The sequence below is a fragment of the Streptomyces sp. NPDC052687 genome, assembly GCF_040678395.1.
In the GTDB taxonomy this organism is placed as follows: domain Bacteria; phylum Actinomycetota; class Actinomycetes; order Streptomycetales; family Streptomycetaceae; genus Streptomyces.
The window spans coordinates 1-14,263 of the sequence record NZ_JBFATR010000006.1; the positions used below are offsets into that span (position 1 = coordinate 1).

Here is a 14,263-nt window from a genome sequence, read left to right on the forward strand (position 1 = left end):
CCTGCTCGGCCCCGCGGGGCCGCCCCCCCTCCGCCCCCCGCCCCCCCCGGTGGCCGCCGCCCCTAGCGGCGGCCCCCCCCCCCCCCCCCCCCCACCCCCCCCCCCCCCCCGCTCCGAGTTCACGCAGACGAGGGGGTCGTCCGCAGGGTCAGACCTCCACCACGACGGGCAGGATCATGGGCCTGCGCCGGTAGGTGTCGGAGACCCACTTGCCCAGCGTCCGGCGGATGAGCTGCTGGAGCTGGTGGGGCTCGACCACGCCGTCCTGAGCCGAGCGTTCCAGGACCTCGGTGATCTTCGGGAGGACGGCGTCGAAGGCGGAGTCCTCGATGCCGGAGCCGCGGGCCTGGACGTGCGGGCCGCCGGTGATCTTGCCGGTGGAGGAGTCGATGACGACGAAGACCGAGATGATGCCTTCCTCGCCGAGGATCTTCCGGTCCTTCAGCGCCGGCTCGCCGACGTCGCCGACCGAGAGTCCGTCGACGTAGACGTATCCCGCCTGGACCTTGCCGGAGATCTTGGCCTTGCCCTCGACGAGGTCGACGGCGACGCCGTCCTCGGCGATGACGATCCGGTCGTGCGGGACGCCGGTCAGGGCGCCCAGCTCGGCGTTGGCGCGGAGGTGGCGCCATTCGCCGTGGACCGGCATCAGGTTCTTCGGGCGGCAGATGTTGTAGAAGTACAGCAACTCGCCCGCGGAGGCGTGGCCGGAAACGTGCACCTTGGCGTTGCCCTTGTGGACGACGTTGGCGCCCCAGCGGGTCAGGCCGTTGATCACGCGGTAGACCGCGTTCTCGTTGCCCGGGATCAGCGAGGACGCCAGGATCACGGTGTCGCCGTCGACGATGCGGATCTGGTGGTCCCGGTTGGCCATGCGGGACAGGGCCGCCATCGGTTCGCCCTGGGAGCCCGTGCAGACCAGGACCACCTCGTGGTCCGGGAGGTCGTCGAGCGTGCGGACGTCCACGACCAGGCCCGGCGGGACGCGCAGGTAGCCGAGGTCCCGGGCGATGCCCATGTTGCGGACCATGGAGCGGCCGACGAAGGCGACCCGGCGGCCGTACTCGTGCGCCGCGTCCAGGATCTGCTGGATGCGGTGGACGTGGCTGGCGAAGCTCGCCACGATGATCCGCTTGCGCGCGTTGGCGAAGACCTGGCGCAGGACACCCGAGATGTCCCGCTCGGGCGGGACGAAGCCCGGGACCTCGGCGTTCGTCGAGTCGGAGAGGAGGAGATCGATGCCTTCCTCGCTCAGCCGGGCGAACGCGTGGAGGTCGGTGAGGCGGTTGTCCAGCGGGAGCTGGTCCATCTTGAAGTCGCCGGTGTGGACGACCATGCCCGCGGGGGTGCGGATGGCGACCGCCAGGGCGTCCGGGATGGAGTGGTTGACCGCGATGAACTCGCAGTCGAAGGGGCCGAGGCGCTCGCGGTCGCCCTCCGCCACCTCCAGGGTGTAGGGGCGGATGCGGTGCTCCTGGAGCTTGGCCTCGATCAGGGCGAGGGTCAGCTTGGAGCCGATCAGCGGGATGTCCGGCTTCTCGCGCAGGAGGAACGGGACGCCGCCGATGTGGTCCTCGTGGCCATGGGTGAGGACGATGCCGTCGATGTCGTCGAGGCGGTCCCGGATGGACGAGAAGTCCGGCAGGATCAGGTCGATTCCGGGCTGCTCCTCCTCGGGGAAGAGCACTCCGCAGTCGACGATCAGCAGGCGGCCGCCGTACTCGAAGACCGTCATGTTGCGGCCGATCTCGCCGAGACCGCCGAGCGGGGTGACGCGCAGGCCGCCTTCGGGCAGCGGCGGGGGCGGGCCGAGTTCAGGATGCGGATGACTCAAAAGACTCTCCTCACCACACGCGCCACGTACCGGTGGGGCACGTGGCGCGCGTGACGTTCGTGCAGAAGCAGTTGTCGTTGTGGATGCAGGCACCGGTGGCCTGCGCTATTCAGTTGTGGAGCTCGTTGCTGCGAAGCGGCGGCTTCGCGAAGTCTGATGTCAGAGCTGTACCCCGCCGGCGGCAAGATCGATCTTGAGCTGCTCGATCTCCTGCGGCGTGAGCTCGACCATGGGCGGGCGCAGCGGTCCGGCGGGCAGGCCCTGGAGGGCGAGCGCGGCCTTGGTGGTCATGACGCCCTGGGTGCGGAACATGCCGGTGTAGACCGGGAGCAGCTTCTGGTGGATCTCGGTGGCCTTCTGGACGTCGCCGGAGACGAACGCGTCGACCAGGGCGCGCAGGTCCGGGGTGACCAGGTGGCCGACGACGGAGACGAAGCCGACCGCGCCGACGGAGAGCAGCGGGAGGTTCAGCATGTCGTCGCCGGAGTACCAGGCGAGACCGGACCGGGCGATGGCCCAGCTGGCGCGGCCGAGGTCGCCCTTGGCGTCCTTGTTGGCGACGATCCGCGGGTGCTCGGCGAGGCGGACGATCGTCTCGGTGCTGATCGGGACGCCGCTGCGGCCGGGGATGTCGTAGAGCATGACCGGCAGCCCGGTGGCGTCGGCGATGGCCCTGAAGTGCCGGTACAGGCCCTCCTGCGGGGGCTTGTTGTAGTACGGCGTGACGACGAGCAGGCCGTGTGCGCCGGCCTGCTCGGCGGCGCGGGCCAGTTCGATGCTGTGGTGGGTGTCGTTGGTGCCGACGCCTGCCACCACGTGGGCGCGGTCGCCGACCGCCTCCAGGACCGCTCGTACGAGATCGGTTTTCTCCGCGTCGCTGGTGGTCGGGGACTCGCCGGTGGTGCCGTTGACGATCAGGCCGTCGTTGCCTGCGTCCACCAGGTGGGAGGCGAGTCGCTGTGCGCCGTCGAGGTCGAGTGCGCCGTCCGCCGCGAAGGGCGTGACCATGGCGGTGAGGACCCGCCCGAAGGGGGTCTGCGGAGTGGAGGTCGGTGCCATGGGTTACACGCTACTCGTTGCGCACGGCGCGGTCTGCCCGCGGGGGGCGGGGTAAGTCCTGACATATGCGGAGCCCGGCACTGCCTGCTCGGGGGTTCAAGCAGTGCCGGGTCCGTTTGATCAGGCTAGATGAACTTCGCCAAATGCCGCAATACGGACACTTCATGCGACTGACGGGCGGCGGGTGTCACGGCGCGACACGGCCGTTCGCGTTGAAGGCGGCATAGGTGAGCGGCATGAGCCGGGCCCACTCCGCCTCCATCTTCTCGCCGACCATCTCGATCTCCCGCTGCGGGAAGGACGGCACCTTCGCCAGCTCGTGCTGGGTGCGCAGTCCGAGGAAGTGCATCAGCGAGCGGGCGTTGCAGGTGGCGTACATGGAGGAGAACAGGCCGACGGGCAGGACGGAGCGGGCGACCTCGCGGGCGACGCCGGCGGCGAGCATCTCGCGGTAGGTCCGGTACGCCTGGCGGTACGAGTCCTCCATCGCGTCGACGGCCAGCTTGTGCTGCTCGGGGGTGCCCTCGACGAACCGGTACTTGCCGGGCCGGCCCTCCTGGACCAGCTTGCGGGAGGCGTCGGGCACGTAGAAGACCGGCTGGAGCTCGCGGTAGCGGCCCGACTCCTCGTTGTACGACCAGCCCACGCGGTGCCGCATGAACTCGCGGAAGACGAAGATCGGGGCGCTGATGAAGAAGGTCATCGAGTTGTGCTCGAACGGGCTGCCGTGCCGGTCGCGCATCAGGTAGTTGATGAGGCCCTTCGAGCGCTCCGGGTCCTTGTTCAGCTCGTCCAGCGACTGCTCCCCGAGCGTGGACACCCGGGCCGCGAACAGGACGTCCGCATCGGCCGCGCTGTGTTTCACCAGCTCCACAGTGACATCGCTGCGGAACTCGATTGTGAAGTCGTCTTCGGGGATCACGGTGTGGAGGGGCCTTTCCCGTCTCGTCTTGTGCCACGCCACTCTACCCAGCGGGATGCCGCGCATCTTTCCGCGCCGGACGGGCACCTCCGAGGCGGTTCCTTCGTCTCTACGGATGACACGATCCGTTCTGTCCCGGAAGGGAGACACACCCGCGATGTCCGGTCGGCGCGAGCCCGTACCCTTCGCCTTTGTCGCCGAGGCCGACAGGTTCCGCAGCAATGTCACTCCCCCGCCCCGTGAGCGGGCGTCCGCCGGTGAGATCGCCGGGCGCTGGCTGCTGGGGCTGACGATCGTCGCCGCGCTGGTGGGGTCCCTGGTGATCGGGACACCGGCGCTGGAGACGGACCGGTCGACGACGCCGGCCCAGCAGTCCCAGGCGTCCGACGGGCGCTGAGCCCGGACCGACCCGGACGGGCCCCCTGGGGTGGTGAGGCGGCACACAGGTCGATAGCCTCACCGGGCACAGCCCACGCCTGGATCGAGTGAGGACCCGCCGTGCCCCTGCCCTTTCTGACGGCTGACCGTGCCTTCGACGCGGTGGACGACGTCGCGCTGCCGTTCGAGGACCGCGACCGCTGGCGGCGTCCCTACCGGCCCGGTCCCTGGCGGGTGGGCGTGGCCGCGATCTGGCTGCTCCTCGCCTCGTACGTGCTGTTCGCCGCCGTCGTCATCGCGCTCACCGGCACGCCGTCCGGCGCCGGAGTGATCTTGGGCATCGCCCTGGCGATCATCGTCGTGTCGCTGCGGCTGCTGCGCATGGGCGTGTGGGTGAGCGCGCGCGGGCTGCGGCAAGTGGGCTTCCTGCGCACCCGCACGGTGGCCTGGGAGCGCGTGTCGGCTGTACGGACGGTGCAGCAGCCGGTGCGCTGGCTGGGGTTGCCCCGCGCGGTGCAGGGACAGGCGCTGAGCCTCGTACGCGCGGACCGGGCGGCCGGCGAGCCGGGGGCACCGCTGCTGACCACGCACAACGCCGACTTCCTGGGGCGCGCCACGGCCTTCGACCGGGCGGCGGACTCGGTGGAGGCATGGGCGGCGGAGTACGGGCGCGGCTGAGCCGCAGACGCACGCGAGAGGGCCGGTCCTTCGCGGACCGGCCCTCTCGCGTTCCCGGGCCGCGGGCCTCAGACCTCCACGGTCTTGGCCCCGCGGGCCTCAGACCTCCACGGTCTTGCCGTCGTGCAGGGCGATGGCACGCTGCATCGCCTTGCGGGCCCGCGGGGTGTCACGGGCGTCGTGGTAGGCGATGGCGAGGCGGAACCAGGTGCGCCAGTCGTCCGGGGCCGCCTCGGTCTCGGCCCGGCGCCGGGCGAACACCTCGTCGGCCGAGTCCCGGTCGATGCGGCCGCTGGGCAGCCGCTTCAGCTCGTCGACGGGCAGGCCGCCCTCGGCGTCGAGCTCCGCGGCGAGGGCGTTGGCCTTGCGGACGAACTGGGTGTTCTTCCACAGGAACCACAGCCCGATGACCGGCAGGATCAGCACCGCGACGCCGAAGGTCACGGTGAGCAGCGTGCCGGACTGGATGAGCAGGACGCCGCGGCTGCCGACCAGGAGGAAGTAGAACACCAGGACGGCGGCCGTGACGGCGTAGGACAGCTTGGCTCGCATGTTGCCGGTCAGCCCAGGTCCAGGAAGTGTTCCAGGCCGAAGGTGAGGCCCGGGGCGGTCACCACGCGGCGGGCGCCCAGCAGGATGCCCGGCATGAAGCTGCTGTGGTGCAGCGAGTCGTGCCGGATGGTGAGGGTCTCGCCCTCGCCGCCCAGCAGGACCTCCTGGTGGGCCAGGAGGCCGCGCAGGCGGACCGCGTGGACGGGGACGCCGTCGACGTCCGCGCCGCGCGCGCCGTCCAGGGCGGTCGCCGTGGCGTCCGGGGCCGGGGCGGTGCCGGCGGCGCGGCGGGCCTCGGCGATGAGCTGGGCGGTGCGGGTGGCGGTGCCGCTGGGGGCGTCCACCTTGTTCGGGTGGTGCAGCTCGACGACCTCGACGGACTCGAAGTACGGCGCGGCGATCTGCGCGAACTTCATGGTGAGGACGGCGCCGATGGAGAAGTTCGGGGCGATCAGCACACCCGTCTCCGGGGAGTCGGCGAGCCAGCCCTTGAGCTGCGCGAGACGGTCCTCGGTCCAGCCGGTCGTCCCGACGACGGCGTGGATGCCGTTGCGGACGCAGAACTCCAGGTTGGCCATCACCGAGCCGGGCGTGGTCAGCTCGACGGCGACCTGGGCGCCGGCCGCGGTCAGCGTCTCCAGCGTGTCGCCGCGGCCGAGGGCGGCCACCAGCTCCATGTCCTCGGCGGCCTCGACCGCCCGGACCGCCTCGGATCCGATCCGGCCCTTGGCACCGAGGACCGCCACGCGCAGCTTGCTCATCTTGTTGCTTTCCTAACGGGAGGTGACTAGGCCACGGCGTCGTGCAGCCGCGCGGCCTGCTTGTCCTTCAGCGGGCCGATGACCGACAGCGAGGGTTGCCGGCCCAGGATGTCGCGGGCGACCTCGCGAACGTCGTCCGGGGTGACCGAGGCTATCCGGGCCAGCATGTCGTCGACCGACATCTGCTCGCCCCAGCACAGCTCGCTCTTGCCGATACGGTTCATCAGCGCGCCGGTGTCCTCCAGGCCGAGGACGGTGGAGCCGCGCAGCTGGCCGATGGCGCGGTCGATCTCCTCGTCGGACAGGCCGTGCTGGGCGACGTGGTCCAGCTCGTCGCGGCAGATCTTCAGCACGTCGTGCACCTGGGAGGGGCGGCAGCCCGCGTACACGCCGAACAGGCCGCAGTCGGCGAAGCCCGAGGTGTACGAGTACACGCTGTAGGCCAGGCCGCGCTTCTCGCGGACCTCCTGGAAGAGCCGGGAGGACATGCCCCCGCCGAGGGCGGTGTTCAGCACGCCGAGGGCCCAGCGGCGCTCGTCCGTGCGGGCCAGGCCGGGCATGCCGAGCACCACGTGGGCCTGCTCGGTCTTGCGGCCGAGCAGTTCGACGCGGCCGGCCGTGCGCACCGCGCGCCGGCCGGTGCGCGGGCCGACCGGCTGGGCGTCGGGGCTGTCGAGGGCGCCGGCCTTCTCGAAGGCGGCGCGGACCTGTCGTACGACCTTGTTGTGGTCGATGTTGCCGGCGCAGGCGACCACCAGGTGGGTGGGGTCGTAGTGCTTCTTGTAGAAGCGGCGGATGCGGTCGGCGGTGAGGGCGTTGACCGTGTCGACGGTGCCGAGGACCGGGCGGCCGAGGGGGTTGTCGCCGAACATGGTGTGCGCGAACAGGTCGTGCACACAGTCGCCCGGGTCGTCCTCGGTCATCGCGATCTCTTCGAGGATGGCGCCGCGCTCGACGTTGACGTCCTCCTCGAGGATCAGGGAGTCCGTCAGCATGTCGCAGACGACGTCGATGGCGAGCGGCAGGTCGGTGTCGAGCACGCGCGCGTAGTAGCACGTGTACTCCTTGGCCGTGAACGCGTTCATCTCGCCGCCGACGGCGTCTATGGCGGACGAGATGTCCAGGGCGGACCTGCGGTTCGTGCCCTTGAAGAGCAGGTGCTCCAGGTAGTGCGTGGCGCCGTTCAGGGACGGGGTCTCGTCGCGGGAGCCGACGTGCGCCCAGATGCCGAAGGTGGCGGAGCGGACCGAGGGCAGGGTCTCGGTGACGACGCGCAGACCACCGGGAAGGGTGGTCTTGCGGACGGTGCCGATGCCGTTCATGCCCTTGATCAGGGTTTGGGTACGGGCGACGGCCCGCGCCTCCGAAGAGGTGCGGGCCGTCGCCTTGGAGCTACGGGACGTCACTGGTCGGCGTCGTCCTTCTCGGCCTCGGAGCCTTCCTCGCCCTCGATCACGGGGACGAGGGAGAGCTTGCCGCGGGAGTCGATCTCGGCGATCTCGACCTGGACCTTCTGGCCCACGCCGAGGACGTCCTCGACGTTCTCCACGCGCTTGCCGCCGGCCAGCTTGCGGATCTGCGAGATGTGCAGCAGGCCGTCCTTGCCGGGCAGCAGGGAGACGAACGCGCCGAAGGTGGTCGTCTTCACGACCGTGCCCAGGTAGCGCTCGCCGACCTCGGGCATCGTCGGGTTGGCGATGCCGTTGATCGTGGCGCGGGCGGCCTCGGCGGACGGGCCGTCGGCGGCACCGATGTAGATCGTGCCGTCGTCCTCGATGGTGATCTCGGCGCCCGTGTCCTCCTGGATCTGGTTGATCATCTTGCCCTTGGGGCCGATGACCTCACCGATCTTGTCGACCGGGATCTTCACGGTGATGATCCGCGGCGCGTTCGGGGACATCTCGTCGGGCCGGTCGATGGCCTCCATCATCACGTCGAGGATGTGGAGACGGGCGTCGCGGGCCTGCTTGAGGGCGGCGGCCAGGACGGAGGCCGGGATGCCGTCCAGCTTGGTGTCGAGCTGGAGGGCGGTCACGAAGTCCTTGGTGCCGGCGACCTTGAAGTCCATGTCACCGAAGGCGTCCTCCGCACCGAGGATGTCGGTGAGGGTGACGTAGTGCGTCTCGCCGTCGATCTCCTGGGAGATCAGGCCCATGGCGATACCGGCGACCGGGGCCTTCAGCGGCACACCGGCGTTCAGCAGCGACATGGTGGAGGCGCAGACCGAGCCCATGGACGTCGAGCCGTTGGAGCTGAGCGCCTCGGAGACCTGGCGGATCGCGTAGGGGAACTCCTCGCGCGTCGGCAGGACCGGGATCAGGGCGCGCTCGGCGAGGGCGCCGTGGCCGATCTCGCGGCGCTTCGGGGAGCCGACGCGGCCGGTCTCGCCGGTGGAGTACGGCGGGAAGTTGTAGTTGTGCATGTAGCGCTTGCGGGTCACCGGGGAGAGGGTGTCCAGCTGCTGCTCCATGCGGAGCATGTTCAGGGTGGTGACGCCCAGGATCTGGGTCTCGCCACGCTCGAACACGGCGGAGCCGTGGACCCGCGGGATGGCCTCGACCTCGGCGGCCAGGGTGCGGATGTCCGTCAGGCCACGGCCGTCGATCCGCTTCTTCTCCTTGATCACGCGCTCGCGGACCAGCTGCTTGGTGAGCGAGCGGTACGCGGCGGAGATCTCCTTCTCGCGGCCCTCGAACTCCGGCAGGAGCTTCTCGGCGGCGAGCGCCTTGACGCGGTCCAGCTCGGACTCGCGCTCCTGCTTGCCGGCGATGGTCAGCGCCTGGGCCAGCTCGGGCTTGACGGCGGCGCTCAGCGCCTCGAAGACGTCGTCCTGGTAGTCCAGGAAGATCGGGAACTCGGCGACCGGCTTGGCGGCCTTGGACGCGAGGTCCGACTGCGCCTTGCAGAGCACCTTGATGAAGGGCTTCGCGGCCTCCAGACCGGCGGCGACGACCTCCTCGGTCGGCGCCTCGGCGCCGCCCTCGACCAGCTTGATGGTCTTCTCGGTGGCCTCGGCCTCGACCATCATGATCGCGACGTCGCCGTCCTCCAGGACGCGGCCCGCGACGACCATGTCGAAGACGGCGTCCTCGAGCTCGGTGTGCGTCGGGAAGGCCACCCACTGGCCGCGGATCAGCGCGACGCGGACGCCGCCGATCGGGCCGGAGAAGGGCAGACCGGCCAGCTGCGTGGACGCGGAGGCGGCGTTGATCGCCACGACGTCGTACAGGTGGTCGGGGTTGAGCGCCATGATCGTGGCGACGACCTGGATCTCGTTGCGCAGGCCCTTCTTGAAGGACGGGCGCAGCGGGCGGTCGATGAGGCGGCAGGTGAGGATCGCGTCCTCGCTCGGCCGGCCCTCACGGCGGAAGAAGCTGCCGGGGATCTTGCCGGCGGCGTACATCCGCTCCTCGACGTCCACCGTCAGCGGGAAGAAGTCGAGCTGGTCCTTGGGCTGCTTGGAGGCGGTGGTGGCCGACAGCACCATGGTGTCGTCGTCCAGGTAGGCCACGGCGGAACCTGCGGCCTGCTTGGCCAGGCGGCCCGTCTCGAAGCGGATGGTGCGGGTGCCGAAGGAGCCGTTGTCGATGACGGCCTCGGCGTAGTGGGTCTCGTTCTCCACTAGCGTTTTCTCCTCGTCTTCGTCCCTTGGCTGCCCGTGTGGCAGGGGGACGGTTGCGGAGATGCGCGCCTTTCGTGCGGGCCGGTCTTCGATCGAAGCACCCGGGGCTCGTTTCCCCCGGGGGCCACTACCGAGGACCGGCGGCGGCTAGGTGCGCGTCTCCTCGTTCTTGTGTCGCACGTCGTTGTGTGCCCAACGACGTGCATTACATGCGTTGTGCTACCACACTACAAAGCGTCGGTGACAGTCCGCACGTACAGCAAAGGGAGCGGCCCCCTCGCGTGGGAACCGCTCCCTTCACGGCGTCTTACTTGGCACCCGCCGCGCCACGGCGGATGCCGAGGCGGTCGACCAGCGTACGGAAGCGCTGGATGTCCTTCTTGGCGAGGTACTGCAGCAGGCGGCGGCGCTGACCGACGAGGATCAGCAGGCCGCGGCGGGAGTGGTGGTCGTGCTTGTGGGTCTTCAGGTGCTCGGTCAGGTCGGAGATCCGACGGGACAGCAGAGCGACCTGGACCTCGGGGGAGCCGGTGTCACCCTCCTTGGTACCGAACTCGGCAATGATCTGCTTCTTCGTGGCGGCGTCGAGCGACACGCGTACTCCTCAGGTCTGTGAAGTGGCCACCGAGTGCCCCCGGTCTTCTTCGCGGGGGAGCTTCCGTTACTCGGGAGGCGGGGATCCGCTGGGCGCGGCCTCCAGAGGGGTGCTCCGGGGGCGCGTACACAAACGGCCGTCACTCAGGGTACCAGCCGGCGGACGGCGCTCGTCGCGCGGTACCGGAACCGGCCCTGCGGTCCGGGTGCGGCCACTAGGGTGAGCCGTTGTACATGGTCAAGCACGCGGGGAAGGGGCCGGTGCGGCATGGCGGAGACGGAAGCGGAGATCAAGGCGCGCAAGGAGCGGGAGCGGGACGAGCTGTACGCCCTCGACATCTCCGGGGTCGAGTGGCACTGCGCGCCGGGCACCGAGGAGCACGAGGAGCGGGTGGAGATCGCCTATCTGCCCGGCGGTGCGGTGGCCATGCGGTCGTCGCTCGACCACGGCACCGTGCTGCGGTACACGGAGGCGGAGTGGCGGGCGTTCGTGCTGGGGGCGCGGGACGGGGAGTTCGATCTGGAGCCGGGGGGCGGGGAGAAGTGAGCTGAAGTGACGGTGGCGGTACGCGCGTGGGGGACGGGTTGCCCCCCACGCGCGCGTACGCCTGGTTGACGGCTCGTTCGCCGTTCGATGCTCTTCATCGCTCTGAGGCTTTGCGTAGTTCTACGGCTTTTGCGCCGCGATGCTCTCGATGCCGAGGGCCAGCCAGATCCAGGCCTTGCCGTCGGCCTCGGGCGGGCCTTGGGCCAGCTTGGCGCCGAAGAAGAGGCGGCCGTTCTGGACGATCGCGTCGGCATAGGCCATGGAGGGGAGGAGCTGCCCCTCCGGCGGCAGGTCGAAATAGAAGTACGGGGTCTCGGCACCGGTCTTCGGGTTCAGGCTGACCAGGGCCATGGGTGAGATGCGGTCGCTGCTCTCGCGCAGCGCGAGGAGCTGGTCGCCGCTCACCCGCAGGGGGCGGAGAAGAGCGTTGGGGCCGGACTCGAACTTCTTGACCGAGTTGCCCGTCTTCAGGTCGAAACCGATGATCCAGTTGGCGTTGTGGATCATGTCTTCCTTCTCCTTGCTGGTGAGGAAGACCTGTCCGGCGCCCACCGCGAGGGACGGACACTCGTCGGCGGCGAGGTACGTGTTCTCGGCCGTGCACTCGGCGACGTACGCACCGCCTTGCAGGGAGATGGTCGTGCGGTACTTGCCGTGCTCGTCGAGCGAGATGATCTCGGTGAACTCGATCGCACCGGCCGACGTGGCCAGGACGATGGGGTCGGTGGAGACGATCCGGACGTCCCCGACACCGGTGGCGAGCTCGTACGTCCACCGGGTCGTGCCGGTTGTCGGGTCGAGACCGCGCACCTTGAACGTGTCCTGGCGGCCTTGCGGGGCGTCGGGGTAGTAGCAGTCCAGCCGCACGATCAGGGCTCGTCCGCCGCCCGCGCCGTCGGCTTCGCAGTCCTTCTCCGGCTTCACCCGCCAGCGCAGCTTGCCGCTGTCCATGTCGTAGGCGTCCGTACCGTCGCCCCAGGTCACCGCCACCGTGGCGTGTGTCAGGGTGATGCCCGGCATCTCCTGGCCGCTCGCGTCGTCAGGGGTGCCGGTGCCGCTGGGGGCGACCGGGAACTCGGCCTGCCACACCAGCTTGCCGTCGTCGAGGTCGACGAAGGCGACGTGGTTGCAGAGGGACTCCTTGTCCGCGCTGTCCCGGAAGAGCACGGCGGTGCGGTTCTCCACGGTGACGTGGCGGGTCTTGCCGCAGATGGGTCCGCCCAGCCGGAGTTTCCAGGCCTCCTCGCCCAGCCCGGCGTCCGTGCCGATCTCGACGCCGACGAGGGTCCGGTTGATGCCCTTGGCGAGGATCTTGTCCGTGGCCCACAGGCCCGGCATCTCATGGGTCTCGCCGGGAGGCAGGTCGTCGGTGGAGAGTCGTACGGCCATGACGCCCTGGGTGCTCGCCGGGCGACGCTCGACGGTCTCCCGGACGTCGAGCCGGTGCTGGGCCAGGGCGGCCGTCGGCTTGGCGTCGTCGGATGCCGTGCCGGGCCACCACAGCCAGGCGCCGACGGCCAGGGCCGGCGCCACGACGGCGGCCACGGCGCCGAGCAGCACCCGGCGGCGCTTCCGGCGCCGCTGGTCCGCCGCCACGGACGACTGGGTGTACAGGGAGGGGGGCGGGCCGAAGCTCACGTCGGACGCCTTCCCCGGCCTCAGTTGCCGGCCATCGACCGCGCCGACGCGTACACGTCGAACACGGCGAGCGCCAGCGGGATGAGGGTCAGCAGCACGAAGGTCTCGAAGATCTCCATGAAGCGGCCCCAGAAGGGGGTGACGCCGCTGCGCGGGGCGATCAGGCCGATCGCGGTCAGCAGGGCGGCGGTCGCGGCGATGGCGGCGGCGAGCCAGACCGAGCGGATGTCGAGGCCGGTGGTGTCGCCCTGGAGCGCGTCGCGCAGGTAGGAGTTCGGCGGGTTCAGGGCGAGGCCGAGGCCGAGGAAGACGAGCGCGGCGAGACCGGCGGCGAGCGTGGCGCCGACCTGCGCGGTGTACCGGAACAGGTGGGCGCGCATCAGCATGGCGACGCCCGTGGCCAGGGCGAGGAGCTGCGCCCAGAGGTTGCTGGAGAAGCCGAGGACGATGGACGCGCCGACCGTGACGAGGGCGCAGCCGCCGACGAGGCCGACGAGCAGTTCGTGGCCGCGGCGGACCTGGGCGGCGATGCGCTGCGGGTCGACGGGCTCCTGCGGGGCGGTCTCGTCGTCGGTGTAGCCGCGGCCGGCGTCGGGCGGTTCGAAGCCGATGGGCAGCCGTGCGAAGCGCATGGACAGGCCGGGCAGGAAGGCGAGGGCGCAGACCGCGAGCGGGGCGCAGACGGCGGCCGTCTCGATGGGCTTCAGATCCGTCAGGATGGCGACGAACGTGGTCAGCAGCCCGATCGTGGAGGCGAACACGAAGGCCACGAACGGGCCGTCACCGCTGGGCGAGACGAGGGTGAGGACCACGGCGGCGACGAGGACGGCCGCGCAGGCGAGCAGGAACTGCAGCCGTCCGATGCCCTGGCCCTCCGACAGCGGGAGCAGTCCGGATCCGGCGACGGCGATGTTCGGCAGGGCGCCGAGGCCGAGGGCGACGGCCGAGCCGCGGTCGTCGTAGACCCGCGCGCGGACGCAGGCCATGGTGACGAGCAGGACGCCGGTGACGGCGGCGAGGATGCCCTGGAGGCTGTGCATGTCGTGGCGCAGCTGCGAGCTCCAGACCACGAAGGCGAGGAGCGCGGGCAGGACGCCGCCGGCGACCAGGCCGGCCGCGCGGGTGAGGGTGCCGTTCCACAGGGTGCGGTCCTGGGTGACGGCGGAGGCCACCGCCTCGGAGACGTCGTCGAAGACCGCGGGGGGCAGCGACTCGGCGAACGGACGCAGCGTCAGCAGTTCGCCGTCGAGGATGCGCTGGGCCGCGAAGGAGCGGGAGCCGTCGAGGACGGTGCCGTCCCGGCGGACCAGGTGGTAGCCGACCGGGGCGCCCTCGGCGGAGGTCTGGCGGGAGAGCCGCAGAATCTCCGGGTAGAGGTCGGCGACTGACACGTCGTCGGGCAGGGCCACGTCGATGCGGCTGTCGGGCGCCACGATCGTGACGCGGCAGAATCCGAAGCCCGTGCCCGCCGCGGATCCGAAGCCCGTGCCCGCCCCGGAAGGGGCTCCGGTGCCCGCTCCGCCGGTCGCGCCGGCCGGCGCGGAAGCCGTCATGCTCACCTGCTGTTCCCCCTCGTCGGTGGTGCCGGAGGCCGCGGCGCCGAGCGCGCGACCGCCTTCAACGATCTTGTGTACGACCGCCTGTAACGATCCTGTGTACGTTGTGCCGCGCCGCCCGG

At 70.6% G+C, this 14,263-nt stretch carries 13 protein-coding genes; 3 read left to right on the top strand and 10 right to left on the bottom strand.

The genetic code is table 11. The features are described 5' to 3' along the window. Positions 1–148: 148 nt before the first annotated feature. From AB0K92_RS08765 to thyX, 3 genes are all read right to left on the bottom strand, one after another. Positions 149–1,834 (bottom strand): ribonuclease J, encoded by a 1,686-nt coding sequence (locus AB0K92_RS08765; RefSeq protein WP_365920761.1) that lies wholly within the window; start codon positions 1,832–1,834, stop codon positions 149–151. Between the two features lie 159 nt (positions 1,835–1,993). Next, positions 1,994–2,893, bottom strand: a complete 900-nt coding sequence (gene dapA / locus AB0K92_RS08770) for a 4-hydroxy-tetrahydrodipicolinate synthase (protein ID WP_365920763.1) — start codon at positions 2,891–2,893, stop codon at positions 1,994–1,996. Positions 2,894–3,080: 187 nt separating this feature from the next. Further along, entirely contained in the window at positions 3,081–3,815 is a 735-nt protein-coding gene (gene thyX, locus AB0K92_RS08775) for an FAD-dependent thymidylate synthase (RefSeq protein ID WP_166002628.1), read from the bottom strand. 157 nt (positions 3,816–3,972) lie between these two features. Between thyX and AB0K92_RS08780 the strand changes: the two genes are divergently transcribed. Next, positions 3,973–4,212 (top strand): hypothetical protein, encoded by a 240-nt coding sequence (locus AB0K92_RS08780; RefSeq protein ID WP_365920766.1) that lies wholly within the window; start codon positions 3,973–3,975, stop codon positions 4,210–4,212. A 101-nt stretch (positions 4,213–4,313) separates the two neighbouring features. Next, positions 4,314–4,871 (top strand): hypothetical protein, encoded by a 558-nt coding sequence (locus AB0K92_RS08785; RefSeq protein ID WP_365920769.1) that lies wholly within the window; start codon positions 4,314–4,316, stop codon positions 4,869–4,871. Positions 4,872–4,970: 99 nt separating this feature from the next. On the opposite strand, the gene AB0K92_RS08790 is transcribed toward AB0K92_RS08785, so the two are convergent. The 5 genes from AB0K92_RS08790 to rpsO all read right to left on the bottom strand — a co-directional run bounded on the left by AB0K92_RS08790 (position 4,971) and on the right by rpsO (position 10,401). Continuing rightward, positions 4,971–5,423 (bottom strand): hypothetical protein, encoded by a 453-nt coding sequence (locus tag AB0K92_RS08790; protein ID WP_166002625.1) that lies wholly within the window; start codon positions 5,421–5,423, stop codon positions 4,971–4,973. Between the two features lie 8 nt (positions 5,424–5,431). Then, positions 5,432–6,184, bottom strand: coding sequence for a 4-hydroxy-tetrahydrodipicolinate reductase (gene dapB / locus AB0K92_RS08795; protein WP_365920771.1), 753 nt, complete (start codon positions 6,182–6,184; stop codon positions 5,432–5,434). A gap of 26 nt (positions 6,185–6,210) precedes the next feature. Continuing rightward, a complete protein-coding gene (locus AB0K92_RS08800) occupies positions 6,211–7,590 on the bottom strand; it encodes a pitrilysin family protein (RefSeq protein ID WP_365920773.1) in 1,380 nt (459 codons plus the stop codon). Next, complete coding sequence (locus tag AB0K92_RS08805) at positions 7,587–9,806, bottom strand: polyribonucleotide nucleotidyltransferase (RefSeq protein ID WP_166002622.1); 2,220 nt, start codon at positions 9,804–9,806, stop codon at positions 7,587–7,589. Before AB0K92_RS08805 ends, AB0K92_RS08800 begins: the two co-directional genes overlap by 4 nt. 307 nt (positions 9,807–10,113) lie before the next feature. Further along, positions 10,114–10,401, bottom strand: coding sequence for a 30S ribosomal protein S15 (gene rpsO, locus AB0K92_RS08810; RefSeq protein WP_030619140.1), 288 nt, complete (start codon positions 10,399–10,401; stop codon positions 10,114–10,116). A 267-nt stretch (positions 10,402–10,668) separates the two neighbouring features. Between rpsO and AB0K92_RS08815 the strand changes: the two genes are divergently transcribed. Beyond that, positions 10,669–10,947: a DUF397 domain-containing protein gene (locus tag AB0K92_RS08815; protein ID WP_365920776.1), complete on the top strand. Its 279-nt coding sequence runs from the start codon at positions 10,669–10,671 to the stop codon at positions 10,945–10,947. Positions 10,948–11,067: 120 nt separating this feature from the next. Here the strand turns inward: AB0K92_RS08815 and AB0K92_RS08820 are convergent, their stop codons facing one another. Continuing rightward, positions 11,068–12,585 carry a PQQ-binding-like beta-propeller repeat protein gene (locus AB0K92_RS08820; protein WP_365920778.1) on the bottom strand — a complete coding sequence of 506 codons (1,518 nt, stop codon included), beginning with the start codon at positions 12,583–12,585 and terminating at the stop codon, positions 11,068–11,070. Positions 12,586–12,605: 20 nt separating this feature from the next. After that, positions 12,606–14,138, bottom strand: coding sequence for a type VII secretion integral membrane protein EccD (gene eccD, locus AB0K92_RS08825; RefSeq protein WP_365921032.1), 1,533 nt, complete (start codon positions 14,136–14,138; stop codon positions 12,606–12,608). Positions 14,139–14,263: the final 125 nt, after the last annotated feature.